Here is a 24538-nt window from a genome sequence, read left to right as displayed (position 1 = left end):
TGGGTAAATCCCTCTTTTTCCACGTATATGTTAACCACATAAATTACTTCTTTTCCTTGAAACAGTCTTGTTACTGGTCTGTTTTTCATATATAAATCATATCTGTTCCGCCTTTCACGCTTCTTTATATTTTTATCATACACAATGAAAATTTCTTTTTTCTTACCCATTTCTTACAAATTACTTACTTTCAAAATCGCTTTTATAATAGGATAGAAGGAGCATCTGTGCCGTAAAGTTCAGTAAATATATTAATCAAAAAGAAACACAGTTTTTTTACTTCTGTGTTTCTTTTTACCATCCTTTTAAATATTAAGAGTCGATTTACCCTTAACAGGATGAATTCTGGCTCTTTTCTAATGTAATTTTTTTCTTGCAATACAACACAAATGACATTGTGCTGCATGAAACACTCCTAACGTTGTTAAAATCACTTGTTTTTAAGTCAAAATTTATTTAACTTAGGGCGGATACTCCATATCCATCAGCTTAAGAAAAATAAACGCCCTCAAAACGAAAAAATAAGCTACCTTCTCAAAGTAACTACCTGTAGAAAAAGAAAATGTTCATTTAGGAGATATATTAAAACCTTAGCTTGATAGTAATGTGGGGCTACCCCACATCCATCAACTTAAGGAGAATAAACGCCACCAAAACAAAAAAAGCCCCAAATTTTTCTCGAAAATAAGGTGGGGCTTTTGAACCAGAAAAGTATATTTTTAACTATGAAAACTACGGTAAATTTTTCCTTTTTTCTCTACTTGCTAAATTCAGCAAGTAAAATATTTTTAAAAGGATTAGGACTGTCAGTTCTACCCAAACTATTCCAATTGACAACCAACGTATGCTTACCTCCAAGTGTACCTCCAACAAGAGTAGTAAACCCTAGAATGCCACCTGTGTGTCCCCATATCGAGACACCGCTTGGAAGCTTAGTTTCATAGATTCCAAGACCATATCCATCGATTCCTTCTCTTCCTGTAGGAACTGTAGTAAGCATTTGTTTTAGTTGTTGTTCTTTCAGTAATTTGCCACCGAGCAAGTAAGAGAAGAATTTGTTTAAGTCGTCAGCAGTAGAAATCATATCTCCAGCCGAGCTACCTGCACTTGGGTTATAATAAGTAACGTCTTTTAGCTCACTTGCTCCGTCTGGTTGGTCATATCCACGGGCATGGTTAGTGCCTGGAATAACGCTTGAATTGCCTGGTAGGAATGTATTCGACAATTCAAGTGGTTCAATAATCCGATTTTCAATCTCTTCCGCATAGCTGTTTCTGGTTACTTTTTCAATAAGAATGCCCAGTAATACGTATCCTGTGTTTGAATAAGACCAGCCCTCTCCTGGGTCAAAGTCTGGGGGCAAAGAAACCCCCATCTTCACTAACTCTTTAGCCGTATACGATTTTTTTGTATCCGTAAAATCAGCGTCTTTTGACCTTGAGTATTCAGCGATACCACTTGTATGGTTCAATATATGCCGGATAGTAATCTTGTTACCATCATATCCATTTCCTTGAATGACACCAGGCAACCAGTCTTCGATGTAGTCGTCTAGATTCAGGCGATTCTCTCCAGCTAATTGAAGTACAACTGTTGCGGTGAACGTCTTCGTCACACTCCCAATGCGAAAGCGAAAATCTGTTTTCATTGGTTTCTTGGTTCTCAGATCCGCTATCCCAGCGGCATACCCCCACGTTTTTCCACCCTCAGAAGTTTTAGCAAGTATCCCCGGGTATCCAAGTTGCAATGTATCCCGCATTGCTTGCTTGACGGAAGTACGATCTCGTTGCGTATTTGTTTGTAACGAACTAGATACATTTTGAGTGGGCTCTGCTTTTACAATTGAGGTTGGTGTTGTATATAACAGGGAACTTCCAGCTATTAAAAGGGCCAGACTTGCACATGTAATTTGACTACGTATTTTCATAAGGCATTCCTCTTCTCTATTCATATTATATCAGTGTTTGTTTACTGTTCCTTACTTCCTGACAAGACTTAGGGAAAGGCCCTCACGCATATAGATTAAAGCCCCAGTACAAAGATATCTATCAATACCAACAATTTGAGCCATTTAAATCTCCATCCCTCCTATAACAAAATCATTCAAAGGTATGAAAGCATATTATGTACCCTTAGTTATTGTTAGGATTAACACAACATGAGACATAACCCCAACCCATATTTTACTTTATTTATCCATAATATGTATTGAGAAAGAATGTAAATTCGAATCCTTTCCGTCCCCCAACTATTGATCGTTTTTTCACCTATTATAATTAGTTATTTAGAATTTCATAATAAAAACTGTAAAAAAAATAACGAGTCCCTTAACGTACAGGAAGCGGTTGAAAAATATGTCTAAACGCACAATTTTCTTTTTTTTGATATGGTGACCCCATCGCAATCAAGCTAAGGTTTTGAAGTACCCACTAAATGAACTTTTTCTTTCTCTACAGGTAGTTACTTTGAGAAGGTAGCTCATTTTTTGTTTTTGGGATGTTTACTTTTCTTAAGTTGATGGATGTGCGGTCGAACCCCTATGCATTTCATCAATCATTCCCTTGACTCTCCATTTATAGTACTGTATAGTACTAATATGAAAAAAAATACACTTACTAATAAAGATATTGCTCTGCAATCCGCTTTTACATTGTTTCTTACTAAAGGTTTTCTAGCAACAAGCATGGACGACATAGTCGCACATAGCAAAGTTTCAAAAACGAACATTTATTATTATTTTAAGAGCAAGGAGGAGCTGCTGCTCGCTATTGTTAATCAGTTGATAGAACATTACGAGCAGCGAATTAATTATATTGTGTCTCAAACTGAGCCCACCGTTCAAGAGAAATTAGAAGCGGTACTCCACATTTTAAGCGATACTATTGAACAAAATAACTACCTTGGCGGTTGTCCTTTCCTGACTCTGTATACACAGACGCCTATTGACGCGGTTGAAATTAGAGATAGAATCAAGAGTTTTTTTGAAAAACAGCTGCATGGTGTTGAATTGATTTTAGCCCAAGGGATTGCACGACAAGAACTAAAGAAAGAGCTACCCGTTAAACAAACAGCTATGTTGATTGTCTCCTCTATTGAGGGTGCTCTCTTCTTGGCTCAAGCTTCTAACAACCAAGATATGATCAAAAATTTATTTCCTACTTTAGCTTCCATGCTAAAGTAATATTTTTAGATATATTAGTACTAATTAGTACTATAAAATAATAAAGGAGTGTTTTTATTATGAATATCTTCATGACTGGCGGAACTGGTTATATTGGACGTCATTTAATCGCTGAGTTAGCTTCTCAGCATCAGATTTATGTACTTGTACGTCAAAAAAATCGTCTTCTTACCATCATCAATCAACTGGCACCCGATCAACAGAACAACATTGTTCCTGTTATCGGTGATCTAACGCAGCCTCGATTAGGTTTAAGTGATGACAGCTACAAACAATTACTTGCAACTGATCTAATTATTCACGCAGGAGGTCCAATGAATATTGAGTTGAACCTCATTGAAGCTGAACAGTCTTTCCTCACCCCTGCAAAATCCCTTGTTCGGCTAGCACAGGATATCCACGCTGAAAAAGAATTAAAGCATTTTATCCATGTCGCAGGCTTTATGAGTCCCTATCATGAACAAAATGCATTGTTGGATCTAGATCATTTGCTGGACAATCAACCGCCTTATGAAAAAATGAAGTTTTTAGCCGACTCTTATATACGAAAATCTCTTCATAACATGAGCATTCCCTTATCTACTGTTAATCCTAGTGTAATCGTCGGAGACTCCTTCTCAGGGAAAACAGAACAGATTGGAGGCCTTAGTATCTTAGTCGATGCCGTAAGGCGAAATCTTATGCCGCTTGTTCCAGGCGGCGACGATTATTGGTTACCAATGGTTCATATTGACCATGTGGCTTCGTTTATTTCAAAACTTGTTAACACAGAAGGGTTATCAAGCAATACCTACTATCTTTTAGATTCTAAGCAAGAAAGTCCGTCGATCCGAACTTTCATCAAACTCATGGCACACGAATTACAGACAACAAAGCCGTTAGGAACTATACCGCTTCCGTTATTGAAAACTGTGCTTAGAATGGGTGCTGATAAGATGCTTGGTATTCCTAAAGAATCCATGAGTTTTCTTGTTAAGTCGGAATTCCCTGTTTACAGTAAATTAGAAATAGAACAAAGGAACGGCAGAAATTCATTCGTAGTTCCGTCCACGCTCCCTTTTATCATTAGTGATTTGGATTATCGGTTAAATCATTTAGGCCTGAATCAAAATGAGCAGAAAGATTTTAGTCAACGAAGAAGGGCTAACTTAGTTTCGCTAGAGAAAGATAGGAATGAAACACCTATTATTTTTCTTCATGGGACGTTCAGCAATGCCGATGCCCTTTTGCCCCTCTCACAATTTTTAAGCGGTTTAAATACTTGGTTCGTAGATTTACCTGGATTTGGGCGTACCCCTTATCACCATAATCCTTCTGTGATAGAAGGCTATGTAGAGAGCATTTCCACTATGATCACTGAGTTGAACAGACCCGTTATATTAGTGGGGCATTCATTTGGCGGATTGATTGCGGCTCAAGTGATGGAACGGCTGCCCTCACTGATCAAACAACTCATTTTATTGCAGCCAGTACTGCATCCTATCCAACCTAAATATAGATTTCGACGTATTACAAGTTTCGTTCTAAAATATATGGAGCCCGCCCGTTTGGAAAAAGAGCTAATTCAAACCAATAGCTTCAGAACATCGAGTCAATTATTGAGTAATTACGCTCATTCTGTGGTCCGTGATTTAAAATCCCCCCGTATACGCAAAACTAACGCTACGGTCATGTCTTGCTTAACTATATCAAAATCCATCCAGTTAAATCCCGAGACATGGGATAAGAGGAAAATTAAGATACTATGGGGAGCTTTGGACAAGGATCATCATGTCCCAAAGCAGTTTGAACACTTGGATATTACACGTATTCAGTACGGTCATCAGTTTCCTGTTGAATCTCCTGAACTAACTGCTCAATGGATTTCTCAAGCTGTAACAGTATAAAGGTTCTTTTGATAGTATTGATGGAGGTGTGATTGTCAACACAAATTCAGACTGCTTTTTTAAGGGCTCGTTTTCTGAACTCAACTGAACTTAAATAACCTAAAGTTCCATGTGCATGATGATGGTTAAACTGGTTCTGTTGCAAAGTTTGAAAAAAGCATAAACAGGTTGGTAAATGCAGAACAATGTTTAGGAAGTAGCTAGTAATTGTTGAAGTTCATTGTACGTTGAAAAGGCGGAGTCTCTTTGAAGACTTCGCCTTTGTTTATATAGGGTATGAAAGGTTTCATAAGCGTGCAGATTTACTTTTTACTTTCCAAATTCAATAGATGGGATTGCCATATTTATGACTCCATCGCATGATGGTTGTTGTTTTCACTGAAATACCACGTTCTTTCAGGATTTCAGATACATCACGATAACCGAAAGAAAAACGGCAGTAGTAGCCGACAACTACTAAAATAACATCTTACTTGAATTGTTTTCCTTTAAAATATCTCATGTCCGATTCCCCTAAATCCTGTTTTCTAGAGTGTAGCTTCATGTAGAAAAACTTGTTATATGAAAATGCGAGAATTTCCGTTTCATAAATAGGACGGATCATATCCATGACGCAACCTGCTGTAAAAGAGCGTATTAATAAACTTGAAGATCAAGGAGTTATAGCGGCTTGCCGAACAAAATTTGAGCCTTCTAAAATTAATAAAAACATTCAAGCATTCATCATGTTTAAAACGAGTCAATACTCTGATTTCATCCAATTTTGTAATGCCGCTCCCGAAGTAACTGATTTATATCGAATTAGCGGGGAGTTTAATTATATGATGAAGGTCATGAGCGATTCGATGGATTCTCTCGCTACATTTTTAGACTCCTTAATGCAATTTGGATTATCGTCTCCTTTAATTGTTTTAAAGAGTGAGTTTGAGGAGAAATTGTCGTTCTGATAAGAGGGTACTAAGATAAAGATACCGAGTGTATGTGGGAAAATTCTTATATAATATAAAAAGAACCAGCCATAGGCTGGTTCTTTTTTCATTCAATTTCCTACTAGAAAATCCAGAGATACGTCTCCTTCTCACCTACCCCTGATTTCTCTGCGCCTCTCTAAACTCCTCCTTCACCTTCTCTAACAGCCCTTCTTCCGTAATTAATCGATACGCTGTATTTGCTAGTGCTTTTGCGGATGTAATTAACGCTTTATCTCCAAGTTCTGAACGTGCTGCTTCTCTAAATTCATTCGTATGCGCAATTAAGTCATCTGGACCGATTTTAATGTACGGATGAATTGTTGGTACGACTTGACTTACGTTTCCTGCGTCTGTTGAGCCGATGCCAAATCTTTCTTTCCGATTTACGTCTTCACCTTGTAATTCTAGTTCTTCGGCTACGACGTCATTATATGTTTTTGTTACGAGTAGTTCATCGATTTCGTTTTGGAATTGATGGATTTTCACTTTTGCGCCTGTTGCTAACGCTGCTCCTTGTGCGATATTTTTTACTTTTTCTGTTACTTCTGCACATCTTTTTCGCGTTGCTGCACGGATGAAGAACCTTGCTGATGCGTAGTCAGGAATAATATTAGGTGCTTTTCCCCCCTCGGTAATAACGCCATGAATTTTCACATCTGATGGAAGTTGTTGGCGAAGTGCGTTAATACCGTTATAAAGTTGAATTATCGCATCTAATGCGTTAATCCCTTCTTCAGGTGAAGCTGCGGCGTGAGCTGTTTTTCCGTAAAAATGAAAATCAAGTGGATCGACTGCTAGTGAAGGGCTCGTTGGCGCTGTTTTTCCGCTCGGATGAATCATAAGTGCCGCATCAATATCTTTAAATAACCCCGCTTTTACATAACTCGCTTTCGCACTACCATTTGGTCCTCCTTCTTCGGCTGGAGTACCAAACACGACAACTTCTCCGCCAATTTCTTCAAGCGTTTCTGATAATGCGATCGCGGCCGCAACGCTAATTGTGCCAATTAAATTGTGACCACACGCATGACCAAGTCCTGGTAAAGCGTCATACTCAGCTAAAAATGCGATAACTGGCCCTTGTTTTCCTGAACTTTTTCGCGCGATAAATCCTGTTTCATGTCCAGCTATATTGTGCTGCAGCTGAAACCCTGCACTACCTAGTAATAAACTTAACGTTCTTGATGCGTAAAACTCTTGGTTACCAATCTCCGGATTCGCATGAATATCGTGACTTGTTTCTATGTACTTTTCCTTATTTCTTTCTATACTCTCTTCAATTGTTTTTCTTTGTGACGTTACTCCAGTCGCTCCCATTTCTCTTCCCCCTTATATTTTCACATAAAAAAGCCTCTTTCTAAAAGATAGAAAGAGGCTTCTGCATTTACAGTCAAAATGAGCTTCTTTCTTATCTTTCAAGTTACCTTGCTGGAATTGGCACAGTATTCATAAAAGAATCCGCTGCCGAGGTGTCATAGGGCCAGTCCCTCAACCTCTCGTGATAAGAATTTTCATAAGATTATATTAAATTATATTCATTCTATGTTCATTCCAATTAAAAGTCAAGGAATTCCTATCCGAATTTACCGAATATCTAAAAATCCTTTTAACACACCAATTGTTTCCGGTGCTTGTAATCTTGCACATACGTACGGAAATTCCATACTACCTTCAAACATCATTTGAGATGTGAGCGGTGCTCCTGCCCAAAAGATTTCATCATCGATTACGATAAACGGGAATGCTTTATTTTGTCTTTGTAACTTTACATTTTTTAACGGAACTGGTCCATCACTATACACTGTTATTTGCGCATTTGTACGCATTAACGCTTGCCAGACTCGCTTATCCACTTGCTTTGTACTTGGAAGTGAAATAATAATTTTTCGTTTTGCGGCTAAAATATCTTTCAATAACCCTTTCGGCTCTTCAAGATTCATTTCCATAAACCAGCGTAAACGTTTCGAAATTTTCCGCTCCCACAATTGTCTTGATGTCGTACGATCATACACATCTCCGTGACGTTCTATATGAGCTGTTAATTGTGATAACGCTTGTTTTCTCGAAAGGTTTTTACGCATATAATGACAATCTGATAATTGAATGAACTTCCCTCTTGCCCTTGTCACTGCAACGTTGACGAGGCGATGATTTTTATGGTCAAAGAATAACACGCCAGGTCGTTCTTGCGGATAACTATCAACCGTATCAAATATCATCATATCTCTTTCAGAACCTTGAAACTTATGAACCGTCGCCGCTAAAACTGGTATGTTTTGATATTTCGTTCTCTGCAACATTTCTCTAATACACGTTGATAAAAAGCGGGATTGTGCCCTGTAAGGTGTAACAACACCGATCGATTGAACACCATCTAACAGTCCGATTAACATCATTTGCATCGCTACTAAACCAGACATAATGTTAAATCGAGAACCAGAAGCAGCGTCCTTTAACGAAAAGGCTCCCATTAAGCTCGTATCAAATAAAACACTTGCCTCATTTGCGAACGGTTGCAATCGCGCAAGTTCTTTACGCTCTGAAACAGACGGATGGTCGTATACTCTATTTTTATAAATAAATGAGTTTGTAAACTTCGATATATCCGCATGCATACGCCTTTGTTCCTGCAACATAAATAGGTTCGGATGTGCTTCTGATTTATTGACAGAATCAACAATCCCAGCATGGTAAAACATATCTTCCCCAAGCCATTTTCGAACGAGTTCATGGTTCGCCATCGCAATTGGAGGTAACTGTAAAAAGTCCCCACAAACGACGATACGTTTTCCAAGTGAAGCTGCTAATGCAATTTGCGGAACATATGCCATACTCACTTCATCTACGACAACTAAATCAAATGTACGCTCATAAATAAGTGAATCAATGGCACATTTCGATAAAGTTGCGCCGATTACTTTTGCATTTTCAATATATTCTTTTTCTACTTCTTTAATTTTCGCTTTTTGCTTTCGAAGATCACTTTCAATCTCTTGTATACGCTTCTTATCAGCAGAAGTCGCTTTATATGATAAAATCTTTTCACGAAGATCTTGTCGTGTTTCTTCTAAATAGAGTCTTTCCTCTCCCCATGATCCGTTCGTCGTTTCAACTAACTTCGACGTAAGTAATGTTTCATGATTTCTTATATGTTCATGTTGACTATAACCGTAACGAACAATTTCACCAGGTTTCCATTTCTTTTTCTTCTCAATTTGCTTCGTTACTTCACTCATTAATACGTCTACTGCCGCATTACTATGAGCTAATACAAGTACCGATTTTCCTTTTTGATAATGCGCCGAAATAATACGTGATAAATTGTAAGACTTCCCTGTTCCAGGGGGGCCCCACACATACGTTGTCGGATTGTAAAATGAACGATATGCCAATTCATTTTTCGGATTTTTCATCTTCTCAATATGTTTCGGACTGCTCGTCCCATCAACAAGACGCTTTATACGATTACGTTTTAGCTTATCTTTATGTGCCTCTTTCAATCGCTCTTGTAGTTGCTCTAACAATTGCCACGGTTCACTGTATAAAACAGCTTCTCGTATTTCACCTTGTATATAATCATTTAATTTCAGTTCTATTTCTAATCCATGTACAGATAATACTTCTCCTGTCGCTTCCTCACCATCAAACTCAATTCGAATTGGTGAACCTTCCGGTAAGCTTACTTCCGATATGAGCTGAAATACGTATACTGTACTTTCATAATCTGTATATAAAAAACGACCGTTCATGATAGAAATTTTACTACCACCTATCGTTTTCCAATGTTTAATTTCATACGCTAATGCATAATGCCACTCTTTCATCGTTGCCGATAATGAAGGAGTTTGAGTAGGTGTATTCATCGTATAATCTCCTTCCTTCTCCCCAAACATACTTTCTCACTATACCATATAACAAGCTAAAATTTGTAAGGTTTTTATCTTGCTTATTTTCTTAATTTTCAATAACATATTGTATATATTTTTCAGAAAGAAGGGATCTACATGCCAGTTAGAAGAATTGAACACGTCGGTCTTATGGTCGCAAACTTAGAAGCATCTATTTCATTTTATGAAGAAGTAGTTGGCTTACAGCTCATTAAACGTATGGGTCACCCGAATCCCGACTTAAAACTCGCTTTTTTAGGTGTGGAAGAATCGAAGGAAACGATACTTGAATTAATTGAAGGCTACAACTCTTCTCTTCCGGCAGAAGGAAAAGTACATCACATTTGCTTTAAAGTGGATTCATTAGAAGATGAAATCGAAAGACTAAAGAAACACAAAGTAACCTTTTTACTAGGAGAAGAAATTGAAACATTACCAGATGGAACACGTTACATATTCTTCGCTGGTCCTGATGGAGAATGGATTGAGTTTTTTGAAACGGAGAGGTAAAGTGGGACTTTAGGATAGAAAAAGAGCCGGAATTCCGGCCCTTGTTTTTAAATAGTAACAAGGAAACATATCTTCAATCCGAAAACTCACCTATATTAAAAAACAATCATTTTGTTAGGAGCAGAGAATGATTAATACAATCTATATTATTATTTTTTGGATCCTTATACTCTTTCCAATCCTTTATGTAATCAAGATAAAGCATTGGAATTTAAAAGTAGTTGCCGTATTTGTTGGAAGAATTCTATTAAGTATTGTCTATTTCATAAATGGAATGGTGTTAGGTCTGCAACGGAATTGGATAGAGTCCCCCCTATGAAACAGAATGGGATTTCTTTATAAAGTCTTTATTACACAGTAAAACTGATGCATTTATACACTTGTTACTTCTCATTATTATCATTATTTTGGATCTAGTCATTACATTTTATTATATTAATAAAATGTAATAGGGTGTTTTTCCTATTTCTTTTCTTACTGAGGTAGCGCCACATACCTAGAAAGTTAAGAGTATGCAAAGTCATTTTTAGGAAAGATTGTTTCTTTTATTGAAAAACTTTGTTTCTACATCATAGATAAAAGAGCGACCAATGCTAAAATAGCTGGAAGTCCTTGTTTCACAATAATTGATTTATTAGATGTGAAACCTCCAAAAATAGCTGCGATCACCACACAAATCACGAAAAATAATTGAACCATATAACCAATTGGGTTAAACCCAATTATAAGTCCCCAAATGAGACCAGCGGCTAAAAATCCATTATATAACCCTTGGTTTGCAAACATAACAGCTACGTTTTTATCTCCTTCTAAATGCTTCGGTAATTTGAAAGCACGTTTCGCTACTTTTGAATTAATAAAAAACATTTCGAGGATCATGATAAACAAATGTTCTAATGCTACAATCCCGACTAAAATAGCTGCGATTATTTCCATACCATTCTACCCCCTCTCTCCTTAATATCAGTTCTATATTATTTCAACTGTGAATTCTATCAACTAGGAAACGATTCCCTTCGTCGGCTGCTTGATCGATAGATAGAAGCATAGTTGGTACATAGCGAGCAATTCCAATCGAGATTGACTAATACCAACGCATTCTTCAAACTTCTCACCAATTCTTTCTAACTGAAAACAGTTGATATATCAATGATTGATGCGTCAATTAATATACATCTCTTTTTTTAGTTTTGCAAGTTTTTTTGCTCAAGTGGGTCTATTTTGTTTCAGCAGCTTTAAATTCATTCACAACAACAGTTCAAATTTCTAGAAATCCTAGTAAAGAAGAATTCAAAAAAAGAAGAGATTATCCCCTTCTTTTTTTTGAATTCCCCTTATTATTTACTATAACCACGATTCAGTTTCGTTAACTTTTCATTGATGGTAAAAATTCTTACTCTAATATCTTTAACACCAAATGTTTGAAGTCTGTTTTTGTGCATTTCTCCATATTTTTCAGCATCTTGTTTTTTTTCAAATACATAAATGCCTCCAGCTTCTTTCGTTTCTTGATTCTCCGTCCATATTTTCCAATGGAATCCTTCTTCTTCATTAATACTTTTTGCTAAATCCCAAAATGCTTTTTCCATTTCTTCACCAAAAGGACCTTCAAACGGGAAATCAACTTGTAATAAATATGCCATTTTCACTCACTCCTAAGTTCAATATTTTCAATTCGAATGCATACAGTTTAACGGCTGTTTTCATAATTCAATAAAAGCTCCCAGATTGCGGTATATATTTTTAAATATTATTTTTTTTGACTTGATTATAATAAAAGATGGACTTCGCGATTCGTTTATTAAATCTGGCATTTTCTCTATCCCTGCCAAATTTGATTGTGGTTCGATTATTTTATCCAGCGAAAGCCCATGTTCAATTAAAGTATTTATTAATGTGGCAACAGTTCTATGGTCAACTACCTCCACTGAGGTGACACGTTTCAGTGGGGGCTTGAGTTAGAACGCTAGGTCTTTTCATCTATCGCTAGACAGTTGACGCTCTAGCATTCATGCCACCTTATGGTAGCACCCCCAAGTATGTTTTTGGTTGGTACTGGCAACGAACTATTGTTTTCCCACTTGCACCACCCTTTCGAAAAAGAGCAATTCTTCCTTATGGAAGAAGCCACCACTCAGATGAATCCGGCGTGTGCTACAAGCCCCGACAAGTCGAGTACACATGGATGGTTGACGCACCCACTAAGCTATGCGCGAAGCAACAGCCTTACGTTTTTGCACTTCTAATAGAATCGGCGTTTTCACTGTGAGATTGTCATCCAATTCTACAACTCTTGATTTTTGCAATGTATTCAGCGCACCATTAATATCAGCATGGATACATGTTCCTGCTTTACTTTGGTACAGACCACGAGTCATTCGTTTGCCACTAAAGTGATAATACGTCTTATCATCCTTAGTCCAAACTGGAACCGGATCTTTATCAAGAAAACTAGCTTTTGAAGTATAGCTTTCTTCTTGTTTTAAAAATCGTATACCTTCTTTTATACATTTATTCTCAATCGCTGCAATCAGTTTATGAAACGGGATTTGAACAATGCGTTCTGAGACACTACTCTTCTTCTAAAATAGCGTAATAATATTCATCCCACCATTCATTTCCATGGGGTATACACTTCCTGAAATATCCTTCTCTTCTCATTCCAATTTTCTCCATCACTCGATATGACGGGGTATTTTGTGGCTGACATGTAGCTATAATTCTATGTAATTTCATTTCCTTAAACCCATATTTTAATGTAGCTTGTGCTGCTTCAGAAGCATATCCTTTATTGAAATATTTAGGATTGAATACCCACCCAATCTCATAAGTATGCTCACCAAAATATTTATGAAAAACAATATGACCAATCAGAATATTTTCATCTACCAGTATCACAGGAAAGTTCTCTGCATTTTCACCCATATTTCTATTTACAAAGTTTCTTGTATCTTCTTCAGTAAAAACTCCTTCGGGTATGTATTTCATAACATTGCTATCTGATGTATACTCATGGACAGCTTGCCAATCTTTGAACTCAAAATTTCGTATTAATAATCTTTCTGCTCTTATAAACATTTACTTTTCTCCTCTCAAAAAATCGTCTCTTTATTTCAAATCCACATTCAACCCTTAAACTAAAAAGAACTTGTAGGAATCTCTGCAAGTTCTTTTTAGTTTAAGGTGAATATATGAGACAAACAAACTATCTTACAGATTCATTATAGAAACTACAGGAACAGTACTTTGACAAATATATCATATAACAAATATTAACATTTGTATATTTCAGAAAATTGCGTCAATTAAGAGTGGAAATAGCTTTTTCTTAACTATTCTTAATTTCGTTTACTATTAACTTCATTCTTATATGGTTTAAAATCGAATACATATTTTTCTGCTGGCCAAATATCATCAATGTTGACAGGCATTGTTTGAATGTCTGCATTATGAATAAATACAGTTAATTCTTTAGGTAATTCAATTTCATTTTCACACCTAAGTAAATATTCATTTACAGCCCCATTTACATAAAAATGTTGGATTGCTTTTCTTACTTACTCATTCATAAATGAATCCTTTCTTAACCCATTTTCAAATCATATCCCCCAGATTTGTGTGAAGATTTTGTTGAGTTTAAATTAAAGTCTACTTCTCCCTGATGGTTCCCCTTTTTATTAAGTCAAATCTACCATGTTGTGTATATAAAGCATAAAGATTATTGGATTTTGAATCAACATATACATCCCTTTTATTTAAAAATAAGAAAACCCCATATTCAATAAAAAATACAGGGTTTTTATAAATCAGTTTATTTTGTTTAAAATTATACTTAGTCGAAAGAAGTTCGTGAATGAAATAGTACTTATCTAATTAAGAAGAATTTAGATTCCAGCCCAAACATCTTTTCCATATCGCCCTTCATCTTGCACACGATCCAGCCAATTCCTTGCTTCTTGTTCACTGACTTCATGAATTTTTTGATATGCTTGACAAAGGGTGTCTTCTACGTCAGGAGCCATTTTACTTCCATCACCACATATATAAAGATGCGCCCCATTATCTAATAACGAAATTAAATTGATTCTATCTTGTTTTATTAAATGCTGTACATATGTTTTAGGATGTCCTTCTAAGCGAGAAAAAGCTGTGTGTAACGAGATTAATCCATCTCTTTCATCATTTTCTAGTTCTGTACGATAGAGATAATCCTTTTCAGGATGACGACAACCAAAATATAGATGTGCTTGTCCTAAGTTAATACCTTTTTGCTTTTGAACACGACGCGCTTGCAAGAATCCACGGAATGGTGCAATTCCAGTACCTGGTCCAACCATGATAATTGGCGTTTCTGGATTTTCAGGTAATTGAAAGTTCGATTGTGGCGTTCGAATGAAACAGATAATCTCATCTTTATTATGACGCTGAGCTAAATAATTAGAAGCGACTCCTTCATATGTCCCTACCCCACTCCATGCAGGTGCATTAACAACCCCAACCGTAATGCTCAGACGATCCTGTGCAACGAGTGGAGAGCTTGAAATAGAATAGTAACGCGGTTTGAGCGCAGGAAGAAGTTCTAAAAAGCGTTCAAATCGGATTTCACAAGCCTCATACTTTTCAAGAAGATCCAACATTGACATACGTTTCTTTAATATTTGTTCATGATAAACTCCCTCTTCCAATAATGATTCCAATTCCTTTTTATGAGGAGGGCATGCTGTGAATGTCACCATTTCTCGTATTTGTGCTCGAGTGGCTGCTTCCTGCACTTCAACACTATAACTAAGAAGGTCATATAAACTAACAGGACTGTCTAAAGGTATGTGATTTACACTGCGCCCACTTGCGCTCAATATGACTTGATCCTTTCCGTTTAATCTAAAGCGTTTTAAAATTCGGTTGACATTTTTCTCACTATTAATTGGCAGCACACCAAGGTGGTCACCTTCTTGATACGTAGCGCCTTCTGGCAAGGATATCTCAATATGTCGCGTGCTTCTTTCACTGCTAGATGATTGAAGTTCACGATTTTCTAGTATAGACGCATAAACTGCTTCATATGTTCGCGCCAGAGGAGATCCTCCAAGACGACTAACAAATTGTAAACTTAATGTACTGCGTTCTCTCTCAATGTTTTTGTTAAGTTCCAATCCAAATGCCTTCATCGCATCAGACCACATACTTTGTTTCCATTGCTCGAGCTGTTCCTCGAAATCACCACTTGCATCCGCTTCTCCACGTGTAGAAAATCTTGTTGCTCCTTTTTGAGCCATTTGCTCATCAATGTATCTTGGAATTCGCTGATAAGTACTAGCCCAATTATGATCTCCACAACCAAAAACTGCGTATTGAACACCTTTTAGCTCATCCGGTTTTAATTCTTCCAACCATTGCACAAACTGCCCTGCATTACTTGGTGGTTTTCCATTATAAGAAGAAGTTACAATAAGAACCGCCCCTTCTTTTGGCAGACTTCCAATTCGATCGTTAAGAGCTACCACTTCCGTTTGAACACCTTCTAAACTAGCTGTATCTGCTAGTTCTCTGGCAATACCTTCTGCTACCCCTGTATCCGATCCATATAGAACAAGAAGCGAAAGATTATCGGCCCCAATAATAGAAGGAGTCTTCTGAACTTGCTGCTTGGTTTCATGGTTTTTCAGTTTCTCCTCTATAGGCGCAAGAACAGTAGTATGGCTAATAGTTTGATTTCGGGGTAGAATCCTAATTTTAAAATCACCAGGCTTTAACGTTAATGTTTGTTTTACATCCAGCTGATAGTCTTGATAATCAATGAATTCAAAATGTTGAAGAAGCATTCCCATTACAAGTGTAGCTTCATGAAGTGCAAACTGCATACCGATACATGCCCGTTGACCATTTCCAAATGGCTTATAAGCATGATGAGGAACCTTATCCAGATCTTCAAATCGTTCAGGTTGGAATTCTTCCACATTGTCTCCCCACGCGTCTTTATCCCTATGTAACTGTGGAATAAGAACAGAAATACGATCTTCTCCTTTCTTAATTGGATATTTCCCACCAATCACTGTATCTTCTTTTGCATAGAGACTGAATGCTGGAGCAGTAGGCCATAGACGTAGCGATTCATTTAAAATCATCCGTATATACTTAAGTTTCATAACTTGTTGGTATGTTGGAGTAGGATCTGTCAAAACCCGATCTACTTCTTCATAGGCTTTTTTCAATTTATCCGGATTCTTTAATAAAAAATAGATTGCAAAAGATAATAATCCACTTGTTGTTTCATGCCCAGCTATTAAAAAAGTGATAATTTGGAAACGAATATTTTCATCATCTAATTTTTCACCAGTTTCCGGATCCTGCACATTTAACATACGGGAAAGTAAATCATTTTCTTCCTGATTTCCACTACTTTTACGTTCAGCAATAATATTATCCACTAAAGAAAACATAGATTGAATATCATGCTGAAATTGACGTTTCGTTCTCCACATGAGTTTGTCTTCTATATCCAGCCGCTGTAATTGGTGCATCGCCTCATCTAGAGCACGGCTCATGCTAGTAATAAAAGGATGAGGGGTCTCACGATAAAAGCTATTAAATCGATAATTAAAACCACATAGACCAATTGTATCCAATGTAAGGCGAGTCATATCCTCCGGTACATCTACGCTTTCATTCGGATTAAGCCGTGCCCATTTTTGAACGAGTTGTACGGCAAGATCGACCATCATAGCATGATAATCTTTCATTGCTCGTTGGCTGAATGTAGGCATCAAAATATTATGAGCTTTTTTCCAGTTAGGCTCATGAGTCTCGCTTGTAAATAATCCGTCTCCAGCAAAGGCGCGAACTTTCGCTAAAGCACCCTCTATACTTTTATCAAATCTTGTTTCGTCACAGACTTCTGCTACCAGTTCATGCCCAGAAACGACAATGATGGTATCACTTAAAGTTTGAATTTGAAAAATGGGACCATACTCTTCCGCTATCTTGATAAAGGATAGGGTCGGTTTATCTTTATCGATTAATGGGAGATTCCCCAGCAATCCATATGTTTTCGGTTGAGGAATGGCAGATACTTTTTTATCCATTAAAAACACCCTTTCAAAAAAACATGTAATAAAATATCCCATTCAATAAAAAGAAGATAGCAATGAATCGCCTGGGATAAAGATATGTAATTGATTACCTTATTTTATCTTTTCCCTAACTATTCACGATTATGATATTGCTTATAAGGTTGTTAATCTAAGTTGTTTGTTGCTATTACATGTATAACTTGCAGAAAAAATACTAAATAAAAATGAAGCGTATTATGATAATGTTTATCAGAAATTGAGAGCTAAAGATTGTAGTATTGGGAAAACCAGTAGTTTCTAATGTCAATTCAAACAAATACGATAAGTAAGTATACTGTGTTGCTAATGAAAAAAGGATCTGATATGAATATCAGATCCTTTTTACTATATATAATTATTTCACTGGTTCTTTTCCAGATTTAAATACCAGCGCCTTAGCAGCAGAAATTTGCATTTCTTCATAGTCTAACTAAACAGTAAAAACTTATAGGAGTCATGATCTAAGGTTTTATTTTACTCTACCGATTTAACCTCTCGACAGCTTCCGCGCTTGTATCTACACGTTTAACGAAAAAAACTAATAGTAGTGCAACAATATTCATGCCAAGCGCTACATAGAATGAATATTGAATTCCAGATAATAAAGCCTTCTGAGTTAACATTGCCTTCGTAGCTTCTGTGAAGGTTGTTGGATCTACATCAGCCATTAGACTTTCAGCTTTTGTTTTTGTTACCGAATTCATAATCGTAACAAGGATAGCAGTACCAATTGAACCGGATACTTGTTGAGCTGTATTATTAACAGCTGTACCATGCGGATTTAAGCGAGTTGGCAATTGATTAAGGCCATTTGTCATAAGTGGCATCATCACCATCGCCATCCCAAACATCCGCAGTGTGTAAATAAGAATAATATGCGTGTGACTAGAGTCGAGTTGCAGGTTTGCTAGCATATAAGTTGAAACGGCTGTAATGGAAAGTCCTACTATACCAAGAATACGAGGGCCATATTTATCAAATAGTTTACCTGTAATTGGTGACATAATCCCCATTATTACCGCACCTGGAAGCATCATCAGCCCAGAGCTTAGCGGTGAAATACCGCGGACGTTTTGTACATAAGCTGGGGTTAAAATCATACCCGAAAACATGGCCACTGCATTAACAATCGCAATTACAGACGCAAGTGCGAACATTGGGTACTTGTAAACACGTAAATCCAGTAACGGTTCATTCATTTTTAATTGACGGATAATGAAAGTAATTAGGGCAATAGCGCCTATGATTAAGGTTGTTAAAACAACTTTATTCGTCCAACCGTCGGAGCTTGCAGAACTGAATCCATATAACAAACCGCCAAAACCGACAGAAGATAATAGTAATGAGAGATAATCAAGTTTTGCATTTTTGTTTTGTCTCATGACATTCTCCGATTTCCAAACCCCTAACAGTAAGCTAATGATTGCTAACGGTAAAATCATCTCAAAAAGCAAACGCCAGTCATAATACTCTACAATATAACCCGATAGTGTCGGTCCAATTGCTGGAGCTGTAATCATAACTAACCCAAAAATCCCCATCGCTGTTCCCCTTTTTTCTCTTGGAAAGCTTACTAGCATAATATTCATTAACAAAGGCCCCATGACTGAAGAACCTGCTGCTTGAACCATCCGCCCAGTCAGTAATAAACTAAAGTTCGGCGCTAAAGCCGCTAAGCCCGTACCAAGAATAAAAATCAACATAGATGTAATAAATAAGCTCCTATTGGAGAAGCGGGTTATTAAAAATGCTGATGCCGGAATTAATATACCACTTACAAGCATATACCCTGTAGAAAGCCACTGAATCGTTGAATAATCTTTAATGTCTAAATCCTTCATTATCGATGGCAAGGCTACATTTAAAAGCGAGTTATTTAGAAATGAAACAAAGGCCCCAATAAAAAGGATTACAAGCATTAAATATGGTGGTTTTCTTTTATGTAATGTTTCACTCATATATTCATTTACCCCTTCATTATAAATTCCATTAATTCGTTTAAGCCGTTTGCAAATCTGCACAAGAATACATTGCCCTTGCAGTATTTTGCCAAACTCTTCGAATGGATATTCTCTTTTTAACAATTCTACTTGCCCAACATAATATCTGAAAATCTTTTTTATTGATCAAACGTTCATAAACGCGTTTGTTAACCGAAATTAAATTAGGTTACATTTTGAGGTGGAGTTGTCTTATTGCCCACAAATAGTAGGATAAATCAACAAGACCATACACCTATTCCTTTAAATACAGGCTTGTAAATCTAGTTATGTAACCATCCATAAAAAGGAATATTACATAGGCTAAGTCTAACATTACATTTTTAAAGTGAGGGGAATAAACTTATGTACCAATATTGGTATTTGAATTCAGAGGGCAACGGTGAGCAATATACGAACCAAATTGCAATGTCATCATTATATTTACAGCCCCAAATCACTAAGGCTGAGGGAATGAATGATTTGAAGATTCCTGAGAATTGGAGTTGTCGAGGCTATCCATTTGGTTGGGATTCGCCAGCCTATTATACGGGTTTCAATCCTCAAACTCCTCCCTTCTCTTTAGGTCAGCCAATCCATTATGCAGGGATGATGCCACAAGGACATCCCGCTAATTGGACGCCATTACAAGGCCATGTAGGTAATCTCCAAAAACCTCCCTTACCCTGGGCCCAACCATTCAATCATGCAGGGATGTTCGCACAAGGTCATCTCGCCGCTTTACTATCGCCACCAGCTAAAGCTTTTAATTTTAATACCAATAATAACTGGGGTATTTTTGGAAACCCTCCAGGATGGGGAGGACAGGTAAGTCCTATGGGATGGGGAAATAACGGTCAGCCAGGAATGCTTGGAAACTTACTGACAGTAGGAAAAGGCACCATGAATGGAATCGGAATGCTTAGTAGTCTAATCGGTATGGGAAAGTTCTTCTTTTAGTTCATTAGAACAGGCGAATAAGTCCATAATCCAGAACAAAAAAACATTTCCTTTAATCTTCTCAAACATACTCCCTCCAAGTTCGCTTCCTCTCCTTTCAAATCATAAAAAACATCTATTACTTTGTATGTGATAACTTGATAGAGATGTGGTGACATCAACAAAACGCAAATTTCGTACGCTAAGCAAAACGCTACAAAAAACCAATTCCTTTACGAAAGAACCGGTTTTTTGTAGTTTTTATTTCTTTGAAAAGTAGTCAAATCTTTTTTCACTAATTAACACTTTGAACACGGCCAATTTGTCCATCTTGTAATCGAACTTTAATGCCGTATGTATGTGTTTCACTATGTGTTAAGATGTCTTTCACAACACCACTTACAGTTTTACTATAGTCATTATCTAATTGAATAACTACATGTGAACCAACTGAAATTTGTGATCTTGTTGGTTTCCCACCTGTTGCTTGTATTGTTTTTTCTTGTTTTTGTGTTCTCTCTTGTTGTATAGACTGTTGTTGCTGAGTCTTCTGCTCTTCTTGTTTACGCTTCTCTTCTTCTACTCTTTGCTGCTCTTCTTGTTTACGTTTTTCTTCCTCTGCTTTTTGTTGCTCTTCTTGTTTACGTTTTTCTTCCTCTACTCTTTGCTGCTCTTCTTGTTTACGCTTCTCTTCTTCTACTCTTTGTTGCTCTTCTTGCTTACGTTTTTCTTCCTCCGCTACTTTTTTATCTTCATCTATTTTTTGCTCATCTGATGCCACTTTTAATTTTTCTTCATCACCTTTACAAGCACTTAAAGACATTACACACAAACTCAAAATTACAAAAAATAACAATTTCTTTAACATTAAAAAATCCTCCTATATATACATTACAAATCAATAACTTTCATAGCATAACAAAAATATAAGCCTTTATTTGTCAAAATTTGTCGTATATTTTCATTTTCTACTAAAAGACTGACTCTATAATAAAAGCGAAGATTATTATTATATCGATTCGTACACAGAAATTACGTTCGTTTGCTAGTCAATTAGACTTAATTAATGAAACAAAGGGAAAAACCTTCATCTTATGCATAAAAGGATCTTTCGATTGAAGATCCTTTTCTATTGCACATTTAACTAAAAAAATCGGTTAAMTGCATAACGCTCGTCTAACTTTCCTTGCGAAACTTAGCGGATCATCAACATCTTCAATATTAACGTAAATCAAATTTGGATCATCACATAACCACTCATTGTGTATAGACGAAACGATTATTCCTTGTTTAATAATTGTAGCAACAAATCCATTGACTTCCTTCTGCAAGAGCGCTACACGTCCTAGACATAATGCTCGTCCAGTTTTATTATCTCGTGATTCAAACGAGAAAGAAGTTGTTACTCTAAAACGTTTTCCTAAAATAGTTGCATGTATTTCATCCCGATTTATTGTTGCCACACATTTCCCACCGGCGAATCCTTCTTGACCACCGATAATTCTTGCAAACTGTTGACAAATTAATTCATCATTAAACGCCATATCTTGAATCATCCCCCCTTTTACTGTTAGGTTATGAATGAATACTTAAGTCTGAAACGGTAATGAATCTATACTATTACAAAAAAGATTATCGGAATCTAACGAAGTCTATTATATGGTAAGGCATTTTTAAAAAGCATAAAAAAAACACCCTAAGGTGCCATACTCCAACTCGAGAATCATATCTATGTATGGAAAAATTTAGAAAATAGAAGGTTCTAACTATAATTTATAAAGCTATTATGCCATGTATTACATACATATTTCCTTATTTACTGGAAGCAGAATCCCGTTATCTCACTTTCTAATCAGTCTTGTTAAAGCCATCCCAAGAAATCCAGCTCCCATTCCTATTAACCATCCAGTTTGGGCATTACCTAACATAGATCCCACTCCTCCGCCAAGAAACATGCAGCCAACGAATACTAATCCTCCAATTCCCCAATTCGGCCGTTCCATAGTTCCATCACACCCTTTCAATAAAACATATGCAATTAACTAGCCTAACTTTCTTGCATGAGATAGTTAATTATTTTGCTTATGTTTAGCACTTTCAGGGCATTCAAAAGATGCGGAGATTGAGTCATTTGAATAAATTATAGAAGGAGAATTTCATTTTTCATATTATAATAACTCATTAGTTGTAGAACAAATTCTTCTTCAACTAATGAGTTAATAGCAGTATAGAGATTTCCCACAATTTATGACTCAACCCTCGTTATCAAGTTAAGAAAAGCGAATCCCACAAAAATGAAAATTATATGCATCATTGACTACTGTTAATGAGACGTTATGTCATACAATGGAGTTAATATTAGAAAACTGTGAGGATGATTACGTTGATAAAATTTGTAATTAGTTATGCTGCAAATCTGTTTGCTTTTATTTTTGGATGGTTCTTGATTTCATATATTTCTCATCCTAGCTTTATTCACCCGAACGTTGTATTAGGATTCATTAAAACGATCGTCACTTATGGTAGTATACCGGCTCTTGTAGCCTGTCTAATTGGGGAAGTGTTATACAGGAAAATCAAACGATGTAGAGAATTTCAATTTGGAATTCCTGTATTTATAGGACTAGCAGTTATCTATACACTTATACCATTTCTTTTTCTTTTTAATTTTTCCCATTTCTTTGATTTCGTTGCACCTGTTATTATGGGGGCCTTATCTTTTTATTTAGTACGTAGAAAAATATAATTAACTTCACGAGTATGACAAAAAGAATCCTGATTAGTAAAACCACACTGTATAACCAAACAGAACTCAAAGAACGCATCAATTCTTGCGAAATAAACAAGAAAAAGAATAAAGGCTTTGAGGAAGAAAATAAGTAATTGCGTGAAAAAGGAAAGGTACAGCTTACTGATTACTTCATAAATTCATAAAAAAAGGACCGTACATATTAGACATATCTAAAATGTACGGTCCTTTTGTTTACTAGTGGTTCACCTATCTAACCTAAAGATAAGTATGTGGTCCTTTTACAATTTGAATTTCTTTTTAAGCTTCTTATATTTTCTATACGAACGTCTAACAATGTTTAACATAAAATACGGTACTTTAACAGGGAAAGGAAATTTATAAATGAAAGGCAAATAAAATATAAAATATGCCTTTTCTAGGTCTCTCCACTTACTATCTTCTTTTGTTTTTAAGAAGTCAGATACATCGACTACATATCCCCTTCCGTTTTCCATCATCACATTTTTCCCGTGAACGTCACAAGGAGTTAATCCTTGTTCTCTTGCATACTCTAAAGCTTCATTGATATCAAAGATCACCTGCTTAGGAATTTTAATGCCCTTATGAATAGCATCGTATAAGGTAATTTCTTTTAAACGTTTCAATACTATGAAATTTTCTCCTTTATATATAAGCTTCGAATAAGAAGGATGGTTTCCAATTCTTCGGTATACTTCTGACTCTTTTTCAATTCCTTCTCCTTCTCGCGCGTAAACTTTCACTACCCAATCTTTGTATTCTTGATGCATAAATACTGCGGCATAATTACCCATCCCTAAACACTTCCAAAGTCTAGGAATATCTTTAACTACTACAGGCTCGAATTCATCCTCACTTCTAATGCTTACCTCTTTTAATAATTCGTCCTTTATCAATCCCACAAAACTGTTTATACTCATCATTTCCACTCCGGTTTTGCTAAAAGGGGGCCCACCCCATTGCCATCAACCTAAGCCTTTGAGATACCCCCATACCGAAATTTCCACCTTTTTACAGTTATTTATGAGAATTCAGCTCATTTTTTCGTTTTGGGGAACAATCCATTTCTTAAGTTGATGGGTATGTGATAATGCTTCCATTTGAACAAATTTTCCTTTTCCATACCGATCATACACCTTTTGTAGTGTAATAGTATCAGCATATCCCAGTTTAAGAGGTTACTTGCAAAATATTTAGAATTTTTTGCGATAATCCTCCAAAATTTAATACGGACTTTAAATATTTTCATTTATAATTCTCTATTTGTCTATACTTTTCATACCGCTGTTGTATAAGCTGTATAAGC

At 36.3% G+C, this 24538-nt stretch carries 17 protein-coding genes, 5 pseudogenes and 1 riboswitch; of the genes and pseudogenes, 7 read left to right on the top strand and 15 right to left on the bottom strand.

All coding sequences use genetic code 11. The features are described 5' to 3' along the window. Positions 1-757: 757 nt before the first annotated feature. Entirely contained in the window at positions 758-1927 is a 1170-nt protein-coding gene (locus tag AC1DMU_RS28595; RefSeq protein ID WP_088063952.1) for a serine hydrolase domain-containing protein, read from the bottom strand. A 669-nt stretch (positions 1928-2596) separates the two neighbouring features. Between AC1DMU_RS28595 and AC1DMU_RS28590 the strand changes: the two genes are divergently transcribed. Next, positions 2597-3181: a TetR/AcrR family transcriptional regulator gene (locus AC1DMU_RS28590; RefSeq protein ID WP_223270628.1), complete on the top strand. Its 585-nt coding sequence runs from the start codon at positions 2597-2599 to the stop codon at positions 3179-3181. Positions 3182-3240: 59 nt separating this feature from the next. After that, positions 3241-5067 (top strand): alpha/beta fold hydrolase, encoded by a 1827-nt coding sequence (locus AC1DMU_RS28585; protein WP_088063954.1) that lies wholly within the window; start codon positions 3241-3243, stop codon positions 5065-5067. A gap of 325 nt (positions 5068-5392) precedes the next feature. Here the strand turns inward: AC1DMU_RS28585 and AC1DMU_RS28580 are convergent. Beyond that, positions 5393-5530, bottom strand: a pseudogene (locus AC1DMU_RS28580) (IS6 family transposase); the annotation flags it as partial. Between the two features lie 91 nt (positions 5531-5621). Here AC1DMU_RS28580 and AC1DMU_RS28575 point away from each other — a divergent pair. Next, positions 5622-6014, top strand: a pseudogene (locus AC1DMU_RS28575) (Lrp/AsnC family transcriptional regulator). Positions 6015-6149: 135 nt separating this feature from the next. Here the strand turns inward: AC1DMU_RS28575 and AC1DMU_RS28570 are convergent. Together AC1DMU_RS28570 and AC1DMU_RS28565 are read right to left on the bottom strand one after the other, a co-directional pair. After that, on the bottom strand, positions 6150-7355 hold the full coding sequence (locus AC1DMU_RS28570; protein ID WP_088063955.1) for a M20 family metallopeptidase: 1206 nt from the start codon (positions 7353-7355) through the stop codon (positions 6150-6152). A gap of 88 nt (positions 7356-7443) precedes the next feature. Continuing rightward, positions 7444-7546: riboswitch (SAM riboswitch) on the bottom strand. A gap of 75 nt (positions 7547-7621) precedes the next feature. Next, positions 7622-9931 carry an AAA domain-containing protein gene (locus tag AC1DMU_RS28565; protein WP_215558931.1) on the bottom strand — a complete coding sequence of 770 codons (2310 nt, stop codon included), beginning with the start codon at positions 9929-9931 and terminating at the stop codon, positions 7622-7624. 111 nt (positions 9932-10042) lie between these two features. Here AC1DMU_RS28565 and AC1DMU_RS28560 point away from each other — a divergent pair, with 111 nt between their 5' ends. Next, positions 10043-10435 carry a VOC family protein gene (locus tag AC1DMU_RS28560; RefSeq protein WP_088063956.1) on the top strand — a complete coding sequence of 131 codons (393 nt, stop codon included), beginning with the start codon at positions 10043-10045 and terminating at the stop codon, positions 10433-10435. Between the two features lie 127 nt (positions 10436-10562). Next, positions 10563-10884: pseudogene (locus tag AC1DMU_RS28555) on the top strand (hypothetical protein). A 115-nt stretch (positions 10885-10999) separates the two neighbouring features. Here the strand turns inward: AC1DMU_RS28555 and AC1DMU_RS28550 are convergent. The 7 genes and pseudogenes from AC1DMU_RS28550 to AC1DMU_RS28520 form a co-directional block, all read right to left on the bottom strand. Next, the gene (locus AC1DMU_RS28550) at positions 11000-11371 is read right to left on the bottom strand and encodes a DUF1304 domain-containing protein (RefSeq protein WP_073515594.1); all 372 of its coding nucleotides are present in this window, start codon (positions 11369-11371) and stop codon (positions 11000-11002) included. 401 nt (positions 11372-11772) lie between these two features. Further along, a complete protein-coding gene (locus AC1DMU_RS28545) occupies positions 11773-12078 on the bottom strand; it encodes a monooxygenase (protein ID WP_073515595.1) in 306 nt (101 codons plus the stop codon). Between the two features lie 60 nt (positions 12079-12138). Further along, a pseudogene (locus AC1DMU_RS28540) lies at positions 12139-12357 on the bottom strand (hypothetical protein); the annotation flags it as partial. A gap of 279 nt (positions 12358-12636) precedes the next feature. After that, positions 12637-13002, bottom strand: a pseudogene (locus tag AC1DMU_RS28535) (zinc ribbon domain-containing protein); the annotation flags it as partial. Between the two features lie 4 nt (positions 13003-13006). Continuing rightward, positions 13007-13513: a GNAT family N-acetyltransferase gene (locus tag AC1DMU_RS28530; protein ID WP_088063957.1), complete on the bottom strand. Its 507-nt coding sequence runs from the start codon at positions 13511-13513 to the stop codon at positions 13007-13009. Between the two features lie 806 nt (positions 13514-14319). Beyond that, positions 14320-17517 carry a bifunctional P-450/NADPH--P450 reductase gene (gene cypD, locus AC1DMU_RS28525; protein ID WP_088063958.1) on the bottom strand — a complete coding sequence of 1066 codons (3198 nt, stop codon included), beginning with the start codon at positions 17515-17517 and terminating at the stop codon, positions 14320-14322. 506 nt (positions 17518-18023) lie between these two features. Further along, the gene (locus AC1DMU_RS28520) at positions 18024-19502 is read right to left on the bottom strand and encodes a DHA2 family efflux MFS transporter permease subunit (RefSeq protein ID WP_088063959.1); all 1479 of its coding nucleotides are present in this window, start codon (positions 19500-19502) and stop codon (positions 18024-18026) included. 387 nt (positions 19503-19889) lie between these two features. Between AC1DMU_RS28520 and AC1DMU_RS28515 the strand changes: the two genes are divergently transcribed. After that, positions 19890-20483: a hypothetical protein gene (locus tag AC1DMU_RS28515; protein WP_088063960.1), complete on the top strand. Its 594-nt coding sequence runs from the start codon at positions 19890-19892 to the stop codon at positions 20481-20483. A 274-nt stretch (positions 20484-20757) separates the two neighbouring features. Here the strand turns inward: AC1DMU_RS28515 and AC1DMU_RS28510 are convergent, their stop codons facing one another. The 3 genes from AC1DMU_RS28510 to AC1DMU_RS28500 form a co-directional block, all read right to left on the bottom strand. Then, entirely contained in the window at positions 20758-21330 is a 573-nt protein-coding gene (locus AC1DMU_RS28510) for a YwbE family protein (RefSeq protein ID WP_088063961.1), read from the bottom strand. A 289-nt stretch (positions 21331-21619) separates the two neighbouring features. After that, on the bottom strand, positions 21620-22006 hold the full coding sequence (locus AC1DMU_RS28505) for a DUF1259 domain-containing protein (protein ID WP_476941671.1): 387 nt from the start codon (positions 22004-22006) through the stop codon (positions 21620-21622). A 297-nt stretch (positions 22007-22303) separates the two neighbouring features. Continuing rightward, on the bottom strand, positions 22304-22465 hold the full coding sequence (locus AC1DMU_RS28500) for a hypothetical protein (protein ID WP_029442740.1): 162 nt from the start codon (positions 22463-22465) through the stop codon (positions 22304-22306). A 371-nt stretch (positions 22466-22836) separates the two neighbouring features. Here AC1DMU_RS28500 and AC1DMU_RS28495 point away from each other — a divergent pair, with 371 nt between their 5' ends. After that, complete coding sequence (locus AC1DMU_RS28495) at positions 22837-23208, top strand: hypothetical protein (protein ID WP_088063963.1); 372 nt, start codon at positions 22837-22839, stop codon at positions 23206-23208. A gap of 284 nt (positions 23209-23492) precedes the next feature. Here AC1DMU_RS28495 and AC1DMU_RS28490 read toward each other — a convergent pair whose 3' ends face one another. After that, a complete protein-coding gene (locus AC1DMU_RS28490) occupies positions 23493-24152 on the bottom strand; it encodes a protein kinase family protein (protein ID WP_088063964.1) in 660 nt (219 codons plus the stop codon). Positions 24153-24538 lie beyond the last annotated feature (386 nt).

Source organism: Bacillus sp. 01N45 (genome assembly GCF_056399205.1).
The sequence above is the reverse complement of the archived record's forward strand: the minus strand, read 5'-3'. Positions and strand labels throughout refer to the sequence as shown.